Raw genomic sequence first — 18,419 nt, forward strand, 5'->3', positions numbered from 1 at the left:
CTTCATCTGGTATGACTTCTTCGCTTCCGGGTGCTGTCGAGCCGACGGCTGTGGTGGCCATGGCACAGCATGCCTTGCAGATCGAGGCGCAGGCCTTGCAGGACTTGAGTGCGCGCCTGGGTGAGCACAGCGGAGAGGCCTTTGTGAAGGCCGTGCAGGCGATTCTCGCCTGCAAAGGGCGCCTGGTGGTGATGGGCATGGGCAAGAGTGGCCATGTGGGCCGCAAGATCGCGGCCACCATGGCCTCCACGGGGACCCCGGCGATGTTCGTTCACCCCGCAGAAGCCCACCACGGCGATCTCGGTATGGTCACGCGCATCGATGTGGTCCTGGCCATTTCGAATTCCGGTGAGAGCGAAGAACTCACGGCGCTGTTGCCGGTGCTCAAGCGCCAGGGTGTGCCCCTCATTGCCATGACCGGCAAGGCGCAATCTTCGCTGGCTCGCCACTCCGACATCGTGCTCGATTGCGCCGTGGACAAGGAGGCTTGCCCGCTCAACCTGGCACCGACGGCCAGCACGACCACGCAGATGGCGTTGGGCGATGCGCTGGCCGTCGCCTTGCTGGAACTGCGTGGTTTCAAGGCTGAAGATTTCGCACGCTCCCATCCGGGTGGCGCCTTGGGGCGCAAGCTGCTCACGCACCTGCGCGATGTCATGCGCTCGGGCGATGCCTTGCCCAAGGTCGGACCGGACACCTCTTTCAGCGACCTGATGCGCGAGATGAGCGCCAAGGGCCTCGGTGCCGCTGTGGTGGTGGGTGCTGGCAACAAGGTGCTGGGGGTGTTCACCGACGGTGACCTGCGTCGCAAGATCGAAGCCGGGGTGGACCTGCGTTCGGCCACGGCGGCACAGTTGATGACGGCGGGGCCCCGCACCATCCGCGATGACGTGCTGGCTGCGGAAGCCGTGTCGCTGATGGAAACCTGCCGCATCAACACGCTGCTGGTGGTTGACGCCCAAGGGCATCTGGTCGGCGCCGTGTCGACGAACGACCTGATGCGCGCGAAGGTGATCTGATGCGTACGATCAAGCCGACACAGTCTTTTTCGAATGATGCCCGCGTCCTGGCGGAAGGCATCCGCGCGGCCATTTTCGATGTCGATGGCGTGCTGACGGACGGCACCCTCTACATCAGCGAAGCGGGTGAAACCTTGAAGGCCTTCCATGCACTGGATGGCCATGGCCTCAAGTTGCTGGCACAAGGCGGCATCACCCCCATCGTCATCACCGGGCGTGATTCACCCGCCGTGCGCCGTCGCCTGAAAGACCTGGGTGTGACCCAGGCGGTGTTCGGTGCCCATGACAAGCTGACCGTGGCCGAGCCCCTGCTGGCGGAACTGGGACTGAACTGGGAGCAGGTGGCCGTGATGGGCGACGACTGGCCTGATCTGCCATTGCTGGTGCGCGCGGGCTTCGCGTGTGCCCCGGCCAACGCCCACCCGGAGGTCAGGGCCCTGGCCGACCACGTCACATCCGTGCGTGGGGGAGAAGGTGCTGCACGCGAATGCTGTGACCTGTTGCTGTGGGCCACTGGGCGTTATGAGGCGCTGCTGGAAGGGCATCTCCAGACACTGGACACCACGGCCGAAGGGGCGCGTCGGTGAAGAAGCTGTGGCTCCATGCCCTTGATCAGGCCCGGTCAGCCATACCCATCGTGGCGGTGGCCGGCTTGGCTGCTTTCACGTGGTGGCTGGTGCAGTCCACACCGCGCAGCAATGGCCCGGCTCGGGCCGCCGCCGCGTCTTCTGCGCCGGACTATGAACTGGAACAGGCGCGTGTCGAACGCTTTGCACCCAAGGGTCAGCTGGTGTCCGTGCTGGATGGTCGCGTGATGCGGCACTATGTCGACGGTGATCGGCTGGTGATTGACGAGGTACGGCTGTCAGCCCGGGATGATGCGGGCAAACGGCTGCAGGCAGTGGCCCGCCAGGGTTTTGCCGATGGGGTCAACCAGACCGTGACCCTCAAAGGGGGCGCGCATGCCGTGGCCTTCGCCGAGCCGGGGGCCAAGGGCCTGGCGTCCTCGCCCGTGACCTTCGAAGGTGAGATCCTCAAGGCGGACAACCGCTCGCAGGTGCTGAGCTCGGATCAGCCTGTGCGTCTGTTGCATGAGGCCGGGGTGGTGCGCGGCGGCTCGATGCTGCATGACCAGCGCACCGGCATCACCGAGTTCCACCAGCACGTCAGCGGTTACTACGATGCCCCGCGCCGCTGAAGGGCGCCTGGTTTTCATCACCGGGGCCTCCAGTGGCTTGGGGCAGGCACTGGCCAAGGCTTATGTGGATCAGGGCTGGCGTGTGGCCATGGTGGCCCGTCGTGAGGCGGCTTTGAGCGCCTGGGCACTGGCCCAGGGCTGGCCCCGTGGGCAATGGCTCGCGCTGGGGGCCGATGTGCGCGTGCCCGCGCGGCTTCAGTCGGCCGCACAGCGCTGCATGGCGCAGTGGGGTGTGCCGGACGTGGTCATCGCCAATGCCGGTATCAGCGTTGGCATCGACCTGTCATATGAAGAAGACCTGGCGGTGCTGGATGACCTGTTGGCCACCAATGTGTCCGGTCTGGCGGCGACCTTTCAGCCTTTCATCGAGCCGATGAAGCAGCGCCGTTCTGGCACGTTGGTGGGGGTGGCGAGCGTGGCGGCCATGCGCGGTTTGCCCGGACACGCAGGCTACTGCGCGTCAAAAGCTGCCGTGGTGCAGATTTGCGAGACGCTGCGCGGTGAGTTGCGGCCGTTCGGGGTTCGTGTGGTGACCCTGGCGCCAGGGTATGTCGCCACGCCGCTGACGGCAGAGAACGACTACCCGATGCCCTTCCTGATGGCGCCCGATGCGTTTGCTCGGCGGGCCGTCAGGGCCATCGACCAGGGGGTGCGCTTTCGGGTGATCCCCTGGCAGATGGGCGTGGTGGCAACCGTGTTGCGCTTCATGCCGCGCTGGTTGTTCGACGCTGCGGTGGGCGCACAGTCTCACCGCAAGAAGCGTCGACGCCAGTGATCAATGATCGTGGCGGTCGTGGCCTCGGCCATGACCATGGCCGCGGTCATGGCGATCGTCACGGCGGTCATCCCGACGATCATCTCGGCGGTCGTCACGGCGATCCATGCGTGGGGCAGGGCCGTTGCGATCAGGGTTGATGAAGTAAACCGGCTGACCACAGGCGTTGTAGTTGTGGCAGTAGCGGCCCCAGTTCTTGTAGTGGCCGGGAGGCACACGCATGTAAATGGGCCGCTGGTAAACCGCCACCGGGCCGCGGTCGATGATGACGGGCTGCGGGTAGATGACGGCCGGGGCCGGCTGGTCGCCGATGTCGACGCGGCCATAGAACCCTGGCTGGTTGATAGAGACGCTGACGCCTACGTTGGTTGCAGCGAAACCGCTGGCGGCTGCGAGCAGACCGGTCAGGGCCAACGCACCATGGCGGGCCAGACGCAGGCCGGAAGCAAAGCGGTTAGACATGGATAACTCCTCAGAAAGTAGGTGAGCACTGTACTCAACGCGTCGAGGATGTCACGAGTTGACCCCTGACACGTATCGAGATGTGTCCTACGCTGAGCCATGAATGAAAAAAGGCGATGCCGGAGCATCGCCTTTCTTGAGCCTCAGGCCGGACCAAGCCGGCCAACAGGATCAGTAGCCGCCGCCGTAGCCGCCGCCGTTGCCGCCATCACGACGACCACCGCCGAAGCCACCTTCGCGACGGCCACCGCCGAAGCCGCCACCGCCGCCTTCACGACGGCCGCCGCCGAAGCCGCCACCACCGTTACCGCCGCCGTAGGGGCTGCGGAAGCCGCTGGGACGCTCTTCACGAGGACGTGCTTCGTTCACGACGATGGCGCGGCCAGCCAGAGGTTGACCATTCAGGCCGTTGATGGCGGATTGGGCTTCTGCATCGGAAGCCATTTCCACGAAACCGAAGCCCTTGGAACGGCCGGTTTCACGGTCCATCATGACCTTGGCAGAGTTGACAGCGCCGAATTGCGAGAAGGCATCCTGCAGATCTTGATCGCGCAGGGTGTAGGCCAGGTTGCCTACGTAGAGTTTGTTGCCCATGAGTGAGCTCCTTTCAAAGTAACCATGCGGAGCTTCAACCCATCAGGACCCATTCCTTCTCGGGGTCGCTACCAGACACAGACCAAACCATTATGAGTGAGAGTTTTTATTTAGGCCACAGATTTTTTTCCCCCATTGCGACGAAATGTCAACTGGTCTGCGGGTTTGTTGCGTCGATTCGTCATTTCGGGGTAGGGGGTAGCCCCTATGATTGCCTGCATGCTGCCCGAATGACTCGGGCTCCACGTCTGGAAATCCATGGTGTCGACATCGGACCACGCTGAAGAGATGGATTGGGGCGCCGCTTTCGCGCGTCTGTTTTCCTGTGTTGTCGCCATGAAGTCCGGGCGCGCGTTGTATGTGCTGTTGGCCAGTTTTGCCGCCGGCGGCTTCACACTCACCCAGTCTTTGCAAGTGTTGTCGGGCGGACACGAGCGGGGCGCCATCGTGCTGGGCGCGGCTGCCTTGTTCATCGTTTTTTATGGCGCCAATGCGGCGGGCCTGATGATGATGGATGCCGCACAGGGACTGGCTTCTCGCGACGTCGGGGTGGCTTTGCAGGATGCGCTGGGCGTGGCCCATCGGGTGCTGGTTGCCTTGCTGGTGGTGCTGGCCTGTGGCTTGGCGGGCGGTGCGCTCGTTTGGGGGCTGTTCTGGCTGTGCGGCCTGCCCGTGGTCGGGTCCTGGCTGTTCACACTGGTGGTGCCGGCAACGGTGGTGGTGCTGGGTGTCGCCTTGCTGGCGGGCACCACGGTGGTGGGCCTGCTTGCCGGGCCAGCCGTATGGGCGGGCGCCTCTTCCGTGGACTGTGTTCGTACCTTGTGGGCGCTCATCCGCCATCGGCTGCTCGAGGCGACCGCGCTGGCGACTGCGCTCGGCGTGATCACCGCGCTGGTTGGCGGGGCCCTGAGCTTCATTGTCATGGCCGGCGGTCGGGTCATGGCCCAGTTGTCGGTGTGGATGCTGGGTGTGGACGTGGCACCGGAGCTGTTCATGGCCGGCTTGTTTGGCCATGGCCTGCAGATGACGGCGGCGACCGACGTGCCTGCGGCAGCCCACCCCTATGTGATGGCGGCGTCGGTCGGGGGTGGACTGGTGTTTGCCCTGGCGGTGGTGCTGCCCACGCTGGTCTACCTGCGTGGGGCATGCGAGATCTACCTGCTGTTGCGGGGCAGGCTGCACGACGATGGTGGTGCGGCCATGCCCGTGCCCAGTGTCAGCGAGGGCCGCTCGAGGTGGCGCCCATGGTGACCACGGGCGTGGTGCCGCTGTAGCTCTCGATCTGGAAGCTCATGTTCTCGGCGGTGGTGGTGCCAGAGAAGGTCAGGGTGGGGTGCCCGAACTGCAGGTAGATGGTTGGCTGCGTGGGGCTGCTGGCGCCCGAGCTGTTTTGAGCCCACCAGCTTTCGTAGATGTAGCCCCGAGTCGTGCTGCTGGCCAGGCGGTCGCCCCAGTCGCCCCAGGCCGCACTGGTGCTGCCATAGGTGCTGTTGATCTGCCCCGAGGCGTCCAGGATGAAGCGGGCATAGGTCTGTCCGGTGTCGGTGAGGACATTGGTGCTGTTCCAGCCCGTGGTGGTGCCACTGGTGGCCGCAACCGATTTCAGTCGGGCCTTCAGGTTGGCGCTGTCCAGGGTAATGGGGATGCTCACGACCGCGGCACTGGCGCCCGAGGCGCCGCAGCTGTCGTCGGCACTGCCATATTGCATGCGCAGGTAGTTCTGGGCGAGCTGGAAGTCCAGGGTCTGGGAGCCGCTGCTGTCGTAGATTTTGTAGCGCAAGAACCAGTGGCTGTAGGACAGGCTGGTGTCTGCCACGAACTGCAACTGGCGGGACTCGCGCTGGGTGGAGGTGGTGCTGTTGTTCGGGGTGTAGGTGGCCAGCACGGTGCTGTTGCCGTCGAGCCATTCGATGCTGCCATTGCTGTTGAGTCGCAGTTTGCGGCTGACGGACTGGTTGCTGCTGTTGACGCAATCGGTGGGGGTATAGGTGCCCGACTGCAGGTAGCCGGTGCTGAGGGCCGTGATCTGGCCGAGGCGGCCGGTGGGCACGGCGCTGTTGTCGTTGGTGCCGCTGTCGCCACCACCGCCACAGGCGGTGAGCAGCAGACCGATGCCGGAGGTCAGCAGGGCTTTGTGGGGCTGGTTCATGAGATGCATGGCAAGACTTCTCCATGGGCGGGCGCATGGGCCCGTCCAGACTGGTTTGATGGTTTGTTAAGGAAGCCCGAATATGGGGACGCGCCGATGGTGCCGAGGTGGGCGCTGGGCAGCTATCCCGAGTTGTCGGGGAGGGCTGCTCAGCCGAGGTCGACCAGGCCCATGCGCATGGCCTGCGCGGTGGCTTCGGCGCGGTTGCGCACGCCGAGCTTGCGGTAGATGCTTTTGATCTGATCGTTGACGGTGTAGCGGCTGGTCTGCAGCTCGCCGGCCACCATCTTGGCGCTGAGGCCCTGGGCAATGAGGGTCAGCACTTCCTGTTCGCGCGGGGAGAGCTGTTCGAGCCCTTCCGTGTCGATGTCGGGCTGGGGGCGAGGGGTATCGGGCGCCTGACCCCGGAAATGCACCAGCACCTTGCGGGCGATGGTGGGGGACATGGGCGGCTCTCCTCGCACCAGGCGGCTCAGGGTGTCCTGCAGCAGCTCGGGCGGGTCGGTCTTGAGCAGGTAGCCATCGGCGCCTGCCCGCAAGCTGGCGAACACGAGGTCGTCATCGTCGTACAGGGTGCTCACGACCAGCCAGGCATCGGGGTGGAGCCGTCGATAGCGTTCGATCCAGCCCAGGCTCAGGCCATCAGGCAGGCGCAGGTCGCACAGCACCAGGTCATAGGCGTTGTAAAGGCAGGGTTCGGCCTGCGCGAGATCGGGCGCGTGGTCTCGGGTGGCCGGTGCGAACAGCTCGTCAACAATGCGCCCGAGCAGGCGGTGGCCTTCGGGCTGGTCTTCGATGATGAGGATGCGCTGGGGGTGGGTGCTGGCCATGGTCCGGGCATTCTCGGCTCAGGCGGTGTGCCCGGCTATCCCGAGTCCTCGGGACGCGTTGGCGGGCTGCGACGTCGCGGCGCATGCGGCCGCAGGCCAGCTGGCATCGAAATGCAACTCGCCGCTGTCGGCTTCACGCACCCAGCGACATTGCCCGCCCAGTTCGCCAACCCGGCGACGAATCGAGTTCACGCCCAGGCCCGGTTGCCAGCGTTGGGGATCGGTGACCTGGCCGCTGTGGACGAGGGACAAGGTCAGCTGGTCGCCGTGCTGTTGCCACAGCATGCGCAGTTGGGGTGCCTGGGCGTGTTCCAGGGCATTGCGGACCAGTTCACTGGCGATGCAGCTGATGGAGACCGCCACTTCGGCTGGGGCGGGCTGGTTCAACAGGGCCTCGGTCCAGGTGATCTGCCAGTTCAGATCCACATCGATCGCTTCCAGTCGGCGGGTCAGCTGGTGGCGCAGGTCGGCCATGGCGTCGCGCCAGCTGCGGTGCTGGGCGCTGAGGCCACGGGTGATGTTGCGCAGGTCACCCAGGGTGTTGAGCGCGTAGTGCCGCATCTGCGGGTCGGCCGCCGCCTGGCTCAGATGCAGCAACTTGCCACCGATGTCATCGTGCAGATCGGCGGCGATGCGGCGGCGTTCGGCATGCGCGCCCAGTGTGTAGGACTGGTGAGCCAGCACGCCCTGCGAGGCCAGTCGCCACAGGGTTTCGGCCAGCTGGATGTCGGTGGGGTTGAACAAGCGTGCGCCGCCTTGCGCACCGTGCAGGAGCAAGGGGGGCGGCTCGGCGGGGCCGGCCTGGCCATCGAGTTCAGGCACACGCAGGCAGACGCCGCCTTCGAGGATGGCGATGTCGCACGTTGACGAGGATGCTGTCGTGCCGACGCTGAGCCTTTCAGGCTGGAAGGCTGCGCTCAGGATGTCATGCCAGTGCTGCCTGGTGTGACCCGCACGGGACTCGGCGGCGGCCATGTTCATCAACTGGGGCACCAGCTGTTCCAGACGCTCTGCGGCGGTCAGCGGGGCGCGTCGGTCCAGCCACCGGCGTGCGGCCAGATAGACCCAGGGCAGTGTCAGCAGCGACACCAGTGGGGCCCAGCTGACGAGGCTGCCGCCATGGGTGGACAGGCCCAGCAGCACGGCGAGGGCGGCCAGCAAGGCGATCCACCAGGCCAGGGCCCCGGATCGGAGGTTCTCCAGCCGGAACAGCTGCTCCCGGTGCAGCAGGGCCGAGATGCCGTAATAGCCCAGCGCGGGGGCCATCAGGTTGGCGGAATGGTTGATGCCCAGGTCCATCCATCCCATCGCCCAGAAGGCATAGAAAAGCACCCCTGGTCCGGCAGACAGCGCAAAGGCCATGAACAGCCAGCGCAGCGCGGCGCGGTAGGTGGGGTCATGGCGCAGCTTGAAACCGAGCCAGACCTCCAGCAGCACGATGGCGCAGGTCATCAGCACCACGGGGTACTGGTAGGTCGCAAACAGCATGGCCGGTGATGCCTGGAGCTGGTCGAGGACACACAGGGCGAGGATGGCGGCGACGATGACGCGCTCCAGGGCCAGCGGGATGAGGCGCCGAGGCAGGCGCATCGCCACGAACAGGCAACCACCCAGGAGCATGTAGCCCATCAGGTGCGACACATGGAAAACAGCCGCCATGCTCCAGCCTGGTACAGCCCAGGGGCGCGCCGACACCCAGGCGCGCACCAGCAGGCTGGCGGCATAGGCCAGGCCACCAATGGCATAGATGGCGACGAGTCGATCGCGGGGACGTTGCCGCCAGTTCCACAGGGCGAGGTGCCAGGTGAAGAGGGCCATCGAGATCAGTGCCCAGTTCATATGGGTCAGCACGGCGGTGCCCAGTGTGCTCCAGCGGACCGGCCAGAGTTGGCCATCGACGTCGACGAAATGCAGTGACTGGCCACGCAGTGACCATAGCCAGCCCTCGGTCTGGAAGTAGGCCTGCAGGTCGGGCAGGGTGCGTTGTGTCTCGGGTGCCAGTGCATGCCACCTGGGGCTCGCTTCGGTGATGGCTCCATTTGGCAAACGCAGTCCGGCCAAGGGGATCGGGCCGCCTGGGGCAGCCATGGTCAGACCAGTGTCGGGCGCCCAATGCCATGCCGGTTGCGGCGCGGGTGCGGTGGCCGAGTCCCAGACCAGCACCCCCACCATCAACCAGCTCAACAGGCTGAGCAGACACCAGGGCAGGTTGTGTCGGGAGCAGAGACGGCGCAACAACAACATCGGTCCGGTTCAGGTGGTGGGTCGGGAGTCGCTACGATAAGGCCTTTTCGTCACCATCCTGGTGTAGACCACGCGCGCCATGGCCAAGCCCACCTCTTCGACTGCCTCATCCGCTTGCCCCTGCGGGTCTGGTCTGCCTTACTCGGCTTGTTGCGGGCGCTATCACGATGGGGGGGCGGCCGCTGGGCAGGCCCCGACCCCGGAGGCGCTGATGCGCTCTCGTTACAGCGCCTTTGTGCTGGACTTGCGACCGTATCTGTTGGCGACCTGGCATGCCTCGACCCGGCCCGGCGAGATCGAGCCACCGGAGCCTGGCCTCAAATGGCTGGGCCTGGAAGTGCGGCAGGCGCCGGCTCCTGCCGAGTCCTCCGGCCTGGTGGCTTTTGTGGCGCGCTACAAGATCGGTGGGCGGGCGCATCGCCTGGAGGAAAACAGCGAATTCGTGCGGGAAGAGGGGCGCTGGTATTACGTGAAGGCTCGTGCCGACGCGAGCTGAGCTCAACTGCGGGTGGCGTCTTCGAGTGCGGTGAGCCAGCGCAGGGCCTGTTCGCGGCTGTCGCCGCACATGTCTTCGCTGGGTTGCAGGGAGCCACACACGGCCGGCCGTTCGGGCTGACCGAACAGGCGGCAGCGAAGGGCTTCATCCAGATGAGGGCAGGGTACGCCGGCCGGCTTGCCTTGGGGCAGCCCCGGCAGGGGGGAAGAAATGGAGGGCGCGATGCAGCAGGCGGCGCAGCCAGGGCGACAGTTCATGGCGCGAGTGTGCCTCCATGAAGCGTGAAAGCGAGCCCTGTTTTTGTAGTCGAGCGTGATGACAGCACGTATTGGGCGAGATCGTAGGTTGATCGGCCTGGTGTGCCTATCCCTAGTTTGCCCGAATGGGCGCACGATGCTGGTGCGGGTATGTGCGCAGAGCGCGCTGACTCGGTACAATGGAAGGTTGCCCAAAAATTAAGCACTTTCTCGAGCGAGGTGAGCCGTGCTGTATCCCCAGGAATTTGACGTCATCGTGGTCGGTGGTGGCCACGCCGGAACCGAAGCAGCCTTGGCTGCAGCCCGCATGGGCTGTGCCACGCTGCTGCTGAGTCACAACATTGAAACGCTGGGGCAGATGAGCTGCAACCCATCGATCGGGGGGATCGGCAAGGGCCACCTGGTCAAGGAGGTGGACGCGCTGGGTGGGGCCATGGCGGCGGCCACGGATGAGGGTGGGATCCAGTTTCGCATCCTCAACTCCAGCAAGGGGCCGGCCGTGCGGGCGACGCGTGCGCAGGCTGATCGCATCCTCTACAAGGCCGCTATCCGCAAGCGCCTGGAGAACCAGCCCCATCTGTGGCTGTTCCAGCAGGCTGTGGATGACCTGATGGTCGAAGGCGACCGGGTGGTCGGTGCGGTGACGCAGGTCGGCATCCGTTTTCGCGCGCGGGCTGTGGTGCTGACCGCGGGTACCTTCCTGGACGGGCGCATCCATGTGGGTTTGAACAATTACAGCGCAGGGCGTGCGGGTGATCCGCCGGCGGTGTCCTTGTCCGCACGCCTGAAGGAATTGAAGCTGCCGCAAGGGCGTCTCAAAACCGGGACCCCGCCGCGCATCGATGGCCGCAGCATCGATTTCAGCCAATTGACCGAACAGCCCGGTGATGGCGTGGGCCTGGTGGGCAAGTGGGGTGAATCGGCCCCGACCGGTCCGGATGTGCCGGTTTTCAGCTTCCTTGGTTCGCCGGATCAGCACCCCCGCCAGTTGCCATGCTGGGTGACGCACACCAACACGCAAACCCACGACATCATCCGCTCGGGCTTTGACCGCAGCCCGATGTTCACCGGGGTGATCGAGGGTGTGGGTCCGCGCTATTGCCCCTCCATTGAAGACAAGATCAACCGTTTTGCCGACAAGGATTCGCACCAGATCTTCCTGGAGCCGGAAGGTCTGACGACGAACGAGTTCTATCCCAACGGGATCAGCACCTCCTTGCCGTTCGACATCCAGCTCAACGCCCTGCGCACGATGCCGGGCCTGGAGAATGCCTACATCCTCAGACCGGGCTATGCCATCGAGTATGACTACTTTGATCCGCGTGAGCTGAAGTCCAGCTTCGAGTCGAAGGCCATTGAGGGCCTGTTCTTTGCCGGGCAGATCAATGGCACCACGGGCTATGAAGAGGCCGCCGCGCAAGGCCTGTTCGCCGGCCTCAATGCGGCCTTGCAGGCGAAGGGGCAGGGCCCCTGGGTGCCGCGCCGTGATCAGGCTTACCTGGGCGTGCTGGTCGATGACCTGATCACCAAGGGGGTGACGGAGCCTTATCGCATGTTCACCAGCCGAGCCGAGTTCCGTCTGCAATTGCGCGAGGACAATGCGGACATGCGGCTGACGGAAGTGGGGCGTGAGTTGGGTCTGGTTGACGATGCGCGCTGGGATGCCTTCAACCGCAAGCGCGATGCTGTTTCACGTGAAACAGAACGGCTGCGCACCACCTGGGTTCGCCCTGCAACATTGCCTGCCACCGATGCCGAGCGGCTGTTGGGCAAGGCGCTGGAACGTGAATACAACCTCGCGGATTTACTCAGACGCCCGGGCGTTCACTACGATGCGGTGGCTGAGGCGGGCCAGATTGCTGCTGACATCCAGTTGGCCATGCGCGCAGACAAGGTGGCCCAGGCTGGTGGCGAGTTGGCTGCACCTGACGTTGTTTCACGTGAAACAACACCCCTTGATCAGCGCGCCATGCTGGCATCCGAATTGGGTGCAGCCCTGGCTGACGCGGTGATCGAACAGGTGGAGATCAGTGTCAAATACGCTGGCTACATCAGCAAGCAGGTGGACGAAGTAGAGCGTGCGGCTCATTACGAGAGCCTGCCCTTGCCTCTGGATCTGGATTACATGGCTGTGCCGGCGCTGAGCATCGAAGTGCGCCAGAAACTGAACAAGCACCGCCCCGAGACGCTCGGACAGGCTTCACGCATCTCCGGTGTGACGCCTGCGGCCATCTCGCTGTTGCTCATCCATCTGAAGAAGGGGCGCTTCAAGGGCTTTGACCGGATGGACGAAGCCCAGCCCACATCGGTCTGATCGACGAGACCACACCATCTGATTGTTGAAACGATGAACCTTGAAGTGCCATTCCGTGAGGCCCTGACGCAAGTCGACCTGTCGCCTGCACCCGATCTGACTGATGGGCAAGTGGCGGGCTTGCTGGGCTACGTCGAGATGATGTCTCGCTGGAACAAGACCTACAACCTGACCGCGGTGCGGGACCCTCAGGACATGCTGCGCCTGCACCTGCTGGACAGCCTGGTGGTGCGTGCGCCGCTGTGGCGCCATCTGGGTGAGCAGCCGTCTGCCGTGCTCGATGTGGGCAGTGGGGGCGGGCTGCCGGGTGTGGTGCTGGCGATCACCATGCGCCAACTCGAGGTGACCTGCGTGGATGCCGTAGCCAAGAAGACCGCGTTTGTGCGGCAGGTGGCCGCCGAGTTGAAGTTGCCCAATCTGCGTGCCCAGCATGCGCGGGTCGAGACCTTGCCTGCCAAGCCTTGGCCCGTGATCACGTCGCGTGCCTTTGCGTCCTTGCTGGACTTCGTGTCGCTCACCCGCGGGCTGCTGGCGCCTGGCGGTGTCTGGATGGCGATGAAGGGCAAGGTGCCTGATGAAGAGATCGCGGCATTGCCTTCCGGCGTGGAGGTGTTTCACGTGGAACAGTTGCGGGTGCCGGGCCTCGATGCCGAGCGCTGCCTGGTCTGGATGCGGGATACACAGGCGTGATGGACACGGAAGTCGACTTGACTGTCGCGTCAGCGACAACGGCATTTGGCGCAGTGCAGCAGAGCAAGGATAATCACCCCATGCCGCACATCTTCTGCATCGCCAACCAAAAGGGTGGGGTTGGCAAGACCACCACCACCGTCAACCTGGCTGCCGGTCTCGCGCAGATTGGCCAGCGTGTGCTCATTGTGGACCTCGACCCGCAGGGCAATGCCACGATGGGGTCAGGGGTGGACAAACGCACCCTTGAGCACAGCGTGTACGACGTGCTGCTGGAAGATGCCTCGATTGCAGAAGCCCGCCAGCGCAGCCCGAAAGGCGGCTATGACGTGCTGGGTGCCAACCGCGATCTGGCTGGTGCAGAAATTGAACTGGTTCCGCTGGAGCGCCGTGACCGGCGTCTCAAGGGGGCCATCGAAGCCGCTGCAGCCGATTACGATTTCGTGCTGATTGATTGCCCGCCCTCGCTCAGCCTGTTGACCCTCAATGGACTGACTTGTGCCCATGGCGTGATCGTGCCGATGCAGTGCGAATACTTCGCCCTGGAAGGGCTGACCGACCTGGTCAACACCGTGAAGCAGGTGCACGCCAACTTGAACCCGGCCCTGCAGCTGATCGGTTTGCTGCGTGTGATGTACGACCCCCGCATCACACTGCAGCAGCAGGTGAGCGAACAACTGAAGGCACACTTCGGCGAGAAGGTGTTTGACGCGGTGATTCCCCGCAATGTCCGCCTGGCCGAGGCCCCCAGCTACGGTGTGCCGGGCGTGGTGTTCGACCCGAGCAGCAAGGGGGCCCAGGCCTTCGTTGGCTTTGCTGGGGAGTTGGTCGAGCGTGTCCAGCGAGGCCTGGCCTGACGCCGTGTCCGCGTGCGGATCGGTTGACGTGAACAAGATGCTCGATCAGGACCGTTTGCACGTGCTTGTGCTGCCTGGTTGGCAGGATTCCGGCCCGGCCCACTGGCAGAGCCGCTGGGCCCTGTTGCATGCTGACGAGGCCCGCTTCACCCGGGTCGAGCAGGACGACTGGCAGCAGCCCCTGCGCGGCGACTGGATGATGCGTCTGGACGAAACCTTGCTTGCCCAGGTGCCGGAGCAGGGCGCGCCAGTGGTGCTGGTGGCACACAGTCTGGGCTGCCATCTGGTGGCGGCCTGGGCGGCCCATTCTGGGCTGACAGGGCGGGTGCGTGCAGCCTTGCTGGTCGCCCCACCTGATCTGGATGGCCCGGATGCGATGACCTCGATGCCACCCCAGCTGCATGGCTGGCGTCGCGTGGTGCGGCAGGCGCTGCCTTTTCCGGCGCTGATGCTGGCTTCGAGCAACGACCCCTATGGATCGCTGGCCCGCAGTGCCGGTCTGGCGGCAGACTGGGGGGCCGATTTCGGCGACCTGGGCCCCGCCGGGCATGTGAATGCCGATGCCGGCTTTGGCGACTGGCCTGCCGGCTGGGCGCGCTGGCAGGCATGGTTGGGCACCCAGGACATCACAGCGGCCGCAGACTGAAGGACAATCCACCCCTATGGCGACGAAAAAATCCAAAGGCCTGGGCATGGGCCTGGAGGCTCTGCTGGGCCCCAAAGTCAGCGATGCGGCTCCTGCTCCAGAGGGCCCACCGACCACCTTGAAACTCGACCTGATGCAGGCCGGCAAATACCAGCCGCGTACCCGCATGGACGAGGGCTCGCTCTATGAACTGGCGGAAAGCATCCGCAGCCAGGGCATCATGCAGCCGATTCTGGTTCGACCGATCGGTGGCGGGCGCTACGAAATCATCGCGGGTGAACGCCGCTCGCGGGCGGCCCGCATTGCCGGGCTGACCGAGGTGCCGGTGCTGGTCAAAGAGGTGCCCGACGAGGCGGCCGCCGTGATGGCGCTGATCGAGAACATCCAGCGTGAGGACCTCAACCCGCTGGAAGAGGCCCAGGGTCTGCAGCGCCTGACGCAGGAGTTCGGCCTGACCCACGAGCAGGCGGCGCAGGCTGTCGGACGCTCGCGCAGTGCGGCGTCCAACCTGTTGCGTCTGCTGAACCTGGCCGAACCGGTGCAGGGCATGCTGATGGCCGGCGACATCGACATGGGCCATGCCCGCGCCTTGCTGGCCCTCGACAAGGCCCAGCAGATCACCACGGCGCACGAGATCATCGGCAAGAAGCTCAATGTGCGCGATGCTGAAAAGCTCGTGACCAAGTTGGTTGGTGCGGGTCGCCAGTCGCCGCTGCTGCGCGTCAAGGCAGAAAAGTCGCGTGATGTGGTTCGGCTGGAAGAAGAGCTGTCCGATGTGTTGACAGCGCAAGTGAGCATTCACATCAAGAAGCGTACCAAGCGGGGCGAGCAGGGTGAAGTCACCATCCAGTTCGGCAGCCTGGACGAGCTCAACGGCCTGATCGACAAGCTGCGCGGCAACCAGGCCGAGCAGGGCTGAGCGGCCGCATGCTGCTGCGCCTGTGGCCTTTGCCCGCGCTGCTGGCGTGGGGCCTGGCCTGGGCCTTGTGCCTGGCCTTGAAGGCGGCGGGGGTGCCTGCTGTACTGGGCCTGTTGTTGCCGGCGCTGCTGGGGGCTTTGCTGGCGGTGTTGCCGCCCATGGCCAACACGCCCTGGCGGCGCATCTTTGTCGCGGCAGGCTTTCCTTTGTCGGTGCTGGCATTGGGGCAGGGCGGTGCCTTGCCGGCCTGGTTATGGCTGGCGCCCATGGCCTTGCTGCTGCTGGCCTATCCGGTCCATGCCTGGCGCGACGCTCCGGTGTTTCCCACCCCGAAGAACGCCCTGGTCGACCTGCCAGCCTTGCTGCCCCTGCCAGCGCAGGCGCGGGTGCTGGACGCCGGCTGCGGCATGGGCGATGGCCTGGCTGAGTTGCACCGGGCCTACCCCGAAGCGACGCTGCATGGCACCGAATGGAGCTGGCTGTGGCGCCTGGTGTGTGCCTGGCGCTGTCCCTGGGCCACCGTGCGCCGCGGCGACATGTGGGCCGACGACTGGTCCGGCTATGACCTCGTCTATCTCTTCCAGCGTCCGGAGACCATGCCTCGCGCGGTGGCCAAGGCACGCCAGGAGCTGCGTCCGGGAGCCTGGCTGGTCAGCCTGGAATTCGAGGCGGTGGACGATGCCGGGCACCGCCTTCAGCCCGCGGCCCGCCTGACGCTGGAAGGCGGACGGCCTGTGTGGTTGTACCGTCAGCCGCTGTGACGGCATGGGGGGCGCCGTCTACACTGTGCGCTTGATCCAGAAAGCCGACATGAGCCAGCCGCAGTCCGACACCGCCAGCCAGACCACGTTCACACCAGAAGAATACCGGGCCGCCCTGGGGCAGTTCGCAACCGGCGTCACCGTGGTCACCGCGCGTGCGGCAGATGGCAGCCTGGTCGGGCTGACCGCCAATTCCTTCAATTCGGTGTCGCTGGACCCGCCCTTGGTGTTGTGGAGCCTGGCCAAGCAATCGGGCTCGATGCCGGGTTTCCTGTCAGCGAGCCACTACGCCATCAATGTCCTGGGTGCGGATCAGCGGCAACTGGCCGAGCGCTTTGCCCGCAAGGGCATCGACCGGTTTGACGGCGCACCCTGGAAGCCCGGCCTGACCGGTGCACCGGTGATCGACGGCGCCGTGGCGGTGTTCGAGTGCGAACAGCGCAGCCAGCATGACGAAGGCGACCATGTGATCTTCGTGGGCCGCGTCATGCATTGTCGCCGCCGCGTGGGGGTGCCACCGCTGGTCTACCAGGGTGGCCGTTTCTTCACAGACCTGAACTGGTCCGCTCCCCCGCACAGCGGTCCAGCAGCTTGAGCAGTCGGCCTACGTCCAGCGGCTTGGTCAGGTAGTCCAGAAAGCCGCGCTCTCGCGCTTGCCTGATCTGATCGGGCATGGCATCTGCTGACAGGGCTACGCGCGGGATGTTGGCGGTGTGGGCGTACTGCATGAGCGCATCGGACACGTCCAGGCCACTCATGTCGCCCAGGTGCATGTCCAGCAGGATCAGATCCGGCGGGCTGGAGCGGCACATCTCGATGGCATCCGCGCCGCAGCGGGCCACTTCCATTTGCCATTTGGGGCGCATGCGCACCACCTGGCGCACCAGCTCGACGTTGACACGGTTGTCTTCGGCGTACAGCACGGAGAGGGTGCCGGGGTTGAGGGCATCGAACGTGCCCCAGCCCGAGCGGGGCGTGTCCAGCCCCAGCGTTTCCTGCGCATCGCGCAAGGCGATGTTCGGGTCTTCGGCACTGGGCAACCACACGCGGAAGGTGCTGCCGGCATGGGGCTGGCTGCTGACCTCGATGCGTCCTTGCATCAGGTCGACGAGGCGCTTGACGATCACCAGGCCGATGCCGGTGCCTTCCACATTGCTCAACTCGGCGCCCAGGCGGTTGAAGGGTTCGAAAAGGTGGCTGAGCTGGTCTTCGGACATGCCGCTTCCGGTGTCGGTCACGGTGATGACCACGAAGGCGCGCAAGGCCTGCGCCTCGATCATCACCCGCCCGCCAGGCCGGTTGTACTTGATGGCATTGGACAGCAGGTTGACCAGGATCTGCCGCAGCCGCACCTGATCCGCCTTGACGTAAACGTCTTCATCTGGTGCGGTGCAGTGCAGCTCGAGTTGGGCCTGTCGCAACTGGTTGGTGACCATGCTGACAGCCTCGTCGAAGACGGGGGCCAGCTGCAGGGTCTCGATGCTCAGCGGGAGCCCACCGGCTTCGATGCGAGACAGATCCAGCACATCGGTCAGCATGGCCAACAGGTGTCCGCCGGCTTTTTCAATGTGTTCGACCTTGCGGGTCTGCGCCGTGTTGAGCGGGTTGGCCGGGTCGAGTCGCAACAGCTGTGCAAAGCCCAGCATGGCGTTGAGCGGTGTGCGCAGCTCATGGCTCATGCGGGACAGGAATTCCGTCTTGGCCTTGTTGGCCCGCTCGGCGGCCTTGGCCGTCATCACGGCCTCGGCCAGGCGGCGCCGGTCCGTGATGTCTTCGATGACCGAGATGAAGTGCAGCGGTTGGCCCAGCCGATCGCGCAGCAAAGCCACCGTCAGGGCGACCCAGACGATGTCGCCATTGGGGCGCACATAGCGCTTGTCGATGGTGTAGCGGTGGCTGCGCCCCTCCAGCAAGGACTCCACCAAGGCCATGTCGGGTGACAGGTCGTCCGGGTGGGTGATGTCCTGGAAGGTCAGTTGCCTGAGTTGATCTGGCGAACGTCCCGCGATCTCGCCGAAGCGGTGGTTGACCTCCAGAAAGTGGCCTTGCAGGCTGACCCGCGCAATGCCGACGCCGGCGGCAAAGAGCTGTCGGTAGTTTTCTTCGCTGGCCTGCAGACGCTCGTACAGTGCGGCCACCTGGGCGCGCAATTGCTGAACCTCGTCCTGACCGGGATTGGCGGGCGGAATGCTCATGAAAATGCCACTG

Annotated in this window: 20 protein-coding genes; 13 read left to right on the forward strand and 7 right to left on the reverse strand. The window is 65.1% G+C overall.

Features of this window, described 5'->3' with window-relative positions; genetic code table 11:
- The first annotated feature begins 11 nt into the window (after positions 1-11).
- The 4 genes from ACE3PH_RS00610 to ACE3PH_RS00625 are packed head-to-tail and all read left to right on the forward strand — an operon-like array spanning position 12 to position 2,992.
- Positions 12-1,019 (forward strand): SIS domain-containing protein, encoded by a 1,008-nt coding sequence (locus ACE3PH_RS00610; protein ID WP_374315433.1) that lies wholly within the window; start codon positions 12-14, stop codon positions 1,017-1,019.
- Entirely contained in the window at positions 1,019-1,606 is a 588-nt protein-coding gene (locus ACE3PH_RS00615; RefSeq protein WP_374315435.1) for a KdsC family phosphatase, read from the forward strand. Before ACE3PH_RS00610 ends, ACE3PH_RS00615 begins: the two co-directional genes overlap by 1 nt.
- Positions 1,603-2,217, forward strand: coding sequence for an LPS export ABC transporter periplasmic protein LptC (gene lptC, locus ACE3PH_RS00620; RefSeq protein WP_374315437.1), 615 nt, complete (start codon positions 1,603-1,605; stop codon positions 2,215-2,217). The genes ACE3PH_RS00615 and lptC overlap by 4 nt, the downstream gene beginning before the upstream one ends.
- The gene (locus tag ACE3PH_RS00625; RefSeq protein WP_374315439.1) at positions 2,201-2,992 is read left to right on the forward strand and encodes an SDR family oxidoreductase; all 792 of its coding nucleotides are present in this window, start codon (positions 2,201-2,203) and stop codon (positions 2,990-2,992) included. Before lptC ends, ACE3PH_RS00625 begins: the two co-directional genes overlap by 17 nt.
- On the opposite strand, the gene ACE3PH_RS00630 is transcribed toward ACE3PH_RS00625, so the two are convergent.
- Both ACE3PH_RS00630 and ACE3PH_RS00635 read right to left on the reverse strand, forming a co-directional pair.
- Entirely contained in the window at positions 2,993-3,454 is a 462-nt protein-coding gene (locus tag ACE3PH_RS00630; RefSeq protein WP_374315441.1) for a hypothetical protein, read from the reverse strand.
- A 171-nt stretch (positions 3,455-3,625) separates the two neighbouring features.
- Positions 3,626-4,048 carry an RNA recognition motif domain-containing protein gene (locus tag ACE3PH_RS00635; RefSeq protein WP_374315443.1) on the reverse strand — a complete coding sequence of 141 codons (423 nt, stop codon included), beginning with the start codon at positions 4,046-4,048 and terminating at the stop codon, positions 3,626-3,628.
- Positions 4,049-4,306: 258 nt separating this feature from the next.
- Between ACE3PH_RS00635 and ACE3PH_RS00640 the strand changes: the two genes are divergently transcribed.
- Entirely contained in the window at positions 4,307-5,299 is a 993-nt protein-coding gene (locus tag ACE3PH_RS00640; RefSeq protein WP_374315445.1) for a hypothetical protein, read from the forward strand.
- Here ACE3PH_RS00640 and ACE3PH_RS00645 read toward each other — a convergent pair.
- From ACE3PH_RS00645 to ACE3PH_RS00655, 3 genes are all read right to left on the reverse strand, one after another.
- Positions 5,265-6,206: a hypothetical protein gene (locus ACE3PH_RS00645; protein ID WP_374315447.1), complete on the reverse strand. Its 942-nt coding sequence runs from the start codon at positions 6,204-6,206 to the stop codon at positions 5,265-5,267. The genes ACE3PH_RS00640 and ACE3PH_RS00645 overlap by 35 nt on opposite strands.
- Before the next feature lie 140 nt (positions 6,207-6,346).
- The gene (locus ACE3PH_RS00650) at positions 6,347-7,027 is read right to left on the reverse strand and encodes a LuxR C-terminal-related transcriptional regulator (protein WP_374315449.1); all 681 of its coding nucleotides are present in this window, start codon (positions 7,025-7,027) and stop codon (positions 6,347-6,349) included.
- An 18-nt stretch (positions 7,028-7,045) separates the two neighbouring features.
- Positions 7,046-9,271, reverse strand: a complete 2,226-nt coding sequence (locus ACE3PH_RS00655) for a sensor histidine kinase (protein WP_374315451.1) — start codon at positions 9,269-9,271, stop codon at positions 7,046-7,048.
- Positions 9,272-9,350: 79 nt separating this feature from the next.
- Between ACE3PH_RS00655 and ACE3PH_RS00660 the strand changes: the two genes are divergently transcribed.
- Positions 9,351-9,767, forward strand: a complete 417-nt coding sequence (locus tag ACE3PH_RS00660) for a YchJ family protein (protein ID WP_374315453.1) — start codon at positions 9,351-9,353, stop codon at positions 9,765-9,767.
- A gap of 2 nt (positions 9,768-9,769) precedes the next feature.
- Here the strand turns inward: ACE3PH_RS00660 and ACE3PH_RS00665 are convergent, their stop codons facing one another.
- Positions 9,770-10,024, reverse strand: coding sequence for a YkgJ family cysteine cluster protein (locus tag ACE3PH_RS00665; protein ID WP_374315455.1), 255 nt, complete (start codon positions 10,022-10,024; stop codon positions 9,770-9,772).
- A gap of 226 nt (positions 10,025-10,250) precedes the next feature.
- On the opposite strand from ACE3PH_RS00665, the gene mnmG reads away from it, so the two are divergent.
- From mnmG to ACE3PH_RS00700, 7 genes are all read left to right on the forward strand, one after another.
- A complete protein-coding gene (gene mnmG / locus ACE3PH_RS00670) occupies positions 10,251-12,338 on the forward strand; it encodes a tRNA uridine-5-carboxymethylaminomethyl(34) synthesis enzyme MnmG (RefSeq protein WP_374315457.1) in 2,088 nt (695 codons plus the stop codon).
- Between the two features lie 33 nt (positions 12,339-12,371).
- A complete protein-coding gene (gene rsmG / locus ACE3PH_RS00675; protein WP_374315459.1) occupies positions 12,372-13,028 on the forward strand; it encodes a 16S rRNA (guanine(527)-N(7))-methyltransferase RsmG in 657 nt (218 codons plus the stop codon).
- Positions 13,029-13,108: 80 nt separating this feature from the next.
- Positions 13,109-13,885, forward strand: a complete 777-nt coding sequence (locus tag ACE3PH_RS00680) for a ParA family protein (protein WP_374315461.1) — start codon at positions 13,109-13,111, stop codon at positions 13,883-13,885.
- A gap of 37 nt (positions 13,886-13,922) precedes the next feature.
- A complete protein-coding gene (locus tag ACE3PH_RS00685; RefSeq protein ID WP_374316209.1) occupies positions 13,923-14,531 on the forward strand; it encodes an RBBP9/YdeN family alpha/beta hydrolase in 609 nt (202 codons plus the stop codon).
- 16 nt (positions 14,532-14,547) lie between these two features.
- A complete protein-coding gene (locus ACE3PH_RS00690) occupies positions 14,548-15,450 on the forward strand; it encodes a ParB/RepB/Spo0J family partition protein (RefSeq protein WP_374315463.1) in 903 nt (300 codons plus the stop codon).
- 8 nt (positions 15,451-15,458) lie between these two features.
- Entirely contained in the window at positions 15,459-16,211 is a 753-nt protein-coding gene (locus ACE3PH_RS00695) for a trans-aconitate 2-methyltransferase (RefSeq protein WP_374315465.1), read from the forward strand.
- Positions 16,212-16,260: 49 nt separating this feature from the next.
- The gene (locus ACE3PH_RS00700) at positions 16,261-16,806 is read left to right on the forward strand and encodes a flavin reductase family protein (RefSeq protein WP_374315467.1); all 546 of its coding nucleotides are present in this window, start codon (positions 16,261-16,263) and stop codon (positions 16,804-16,806) included.
- Here ACE3PH_RS00700 and ACE3PH_RS00705 read toward each other — a convergent pair.
- Positions 16,757-18,406 carry an ATP-binding protein gene (locus tag ACE3PH_RS00705; protein WP_374315469.1) on the reverse strand — a complete coding sequence of 550 codons (1,650 nt, stop codon included), beginning with the start codon at positions 18,404-18,406 and terminating at the stop codon, positions 16,757-16,759. The two genes, ACE3PH_RS00700 and ACE3PH_RS00705, sit on opposite strands and share 50 nt — an antisense overlap.
- Positions 18,407-18,419 lie beyond the last annotated feature (13 nt).

Source organism: Aquabacterium sp. (assembly GCF_041909175.1).
In the GTDB taxonomy this organism is placed as follows: Bacteria; Pseudomonadota; Gammaproteobacteria; order Burkholderiales; family Burkholderiaceae_C; genus Aquabacterium.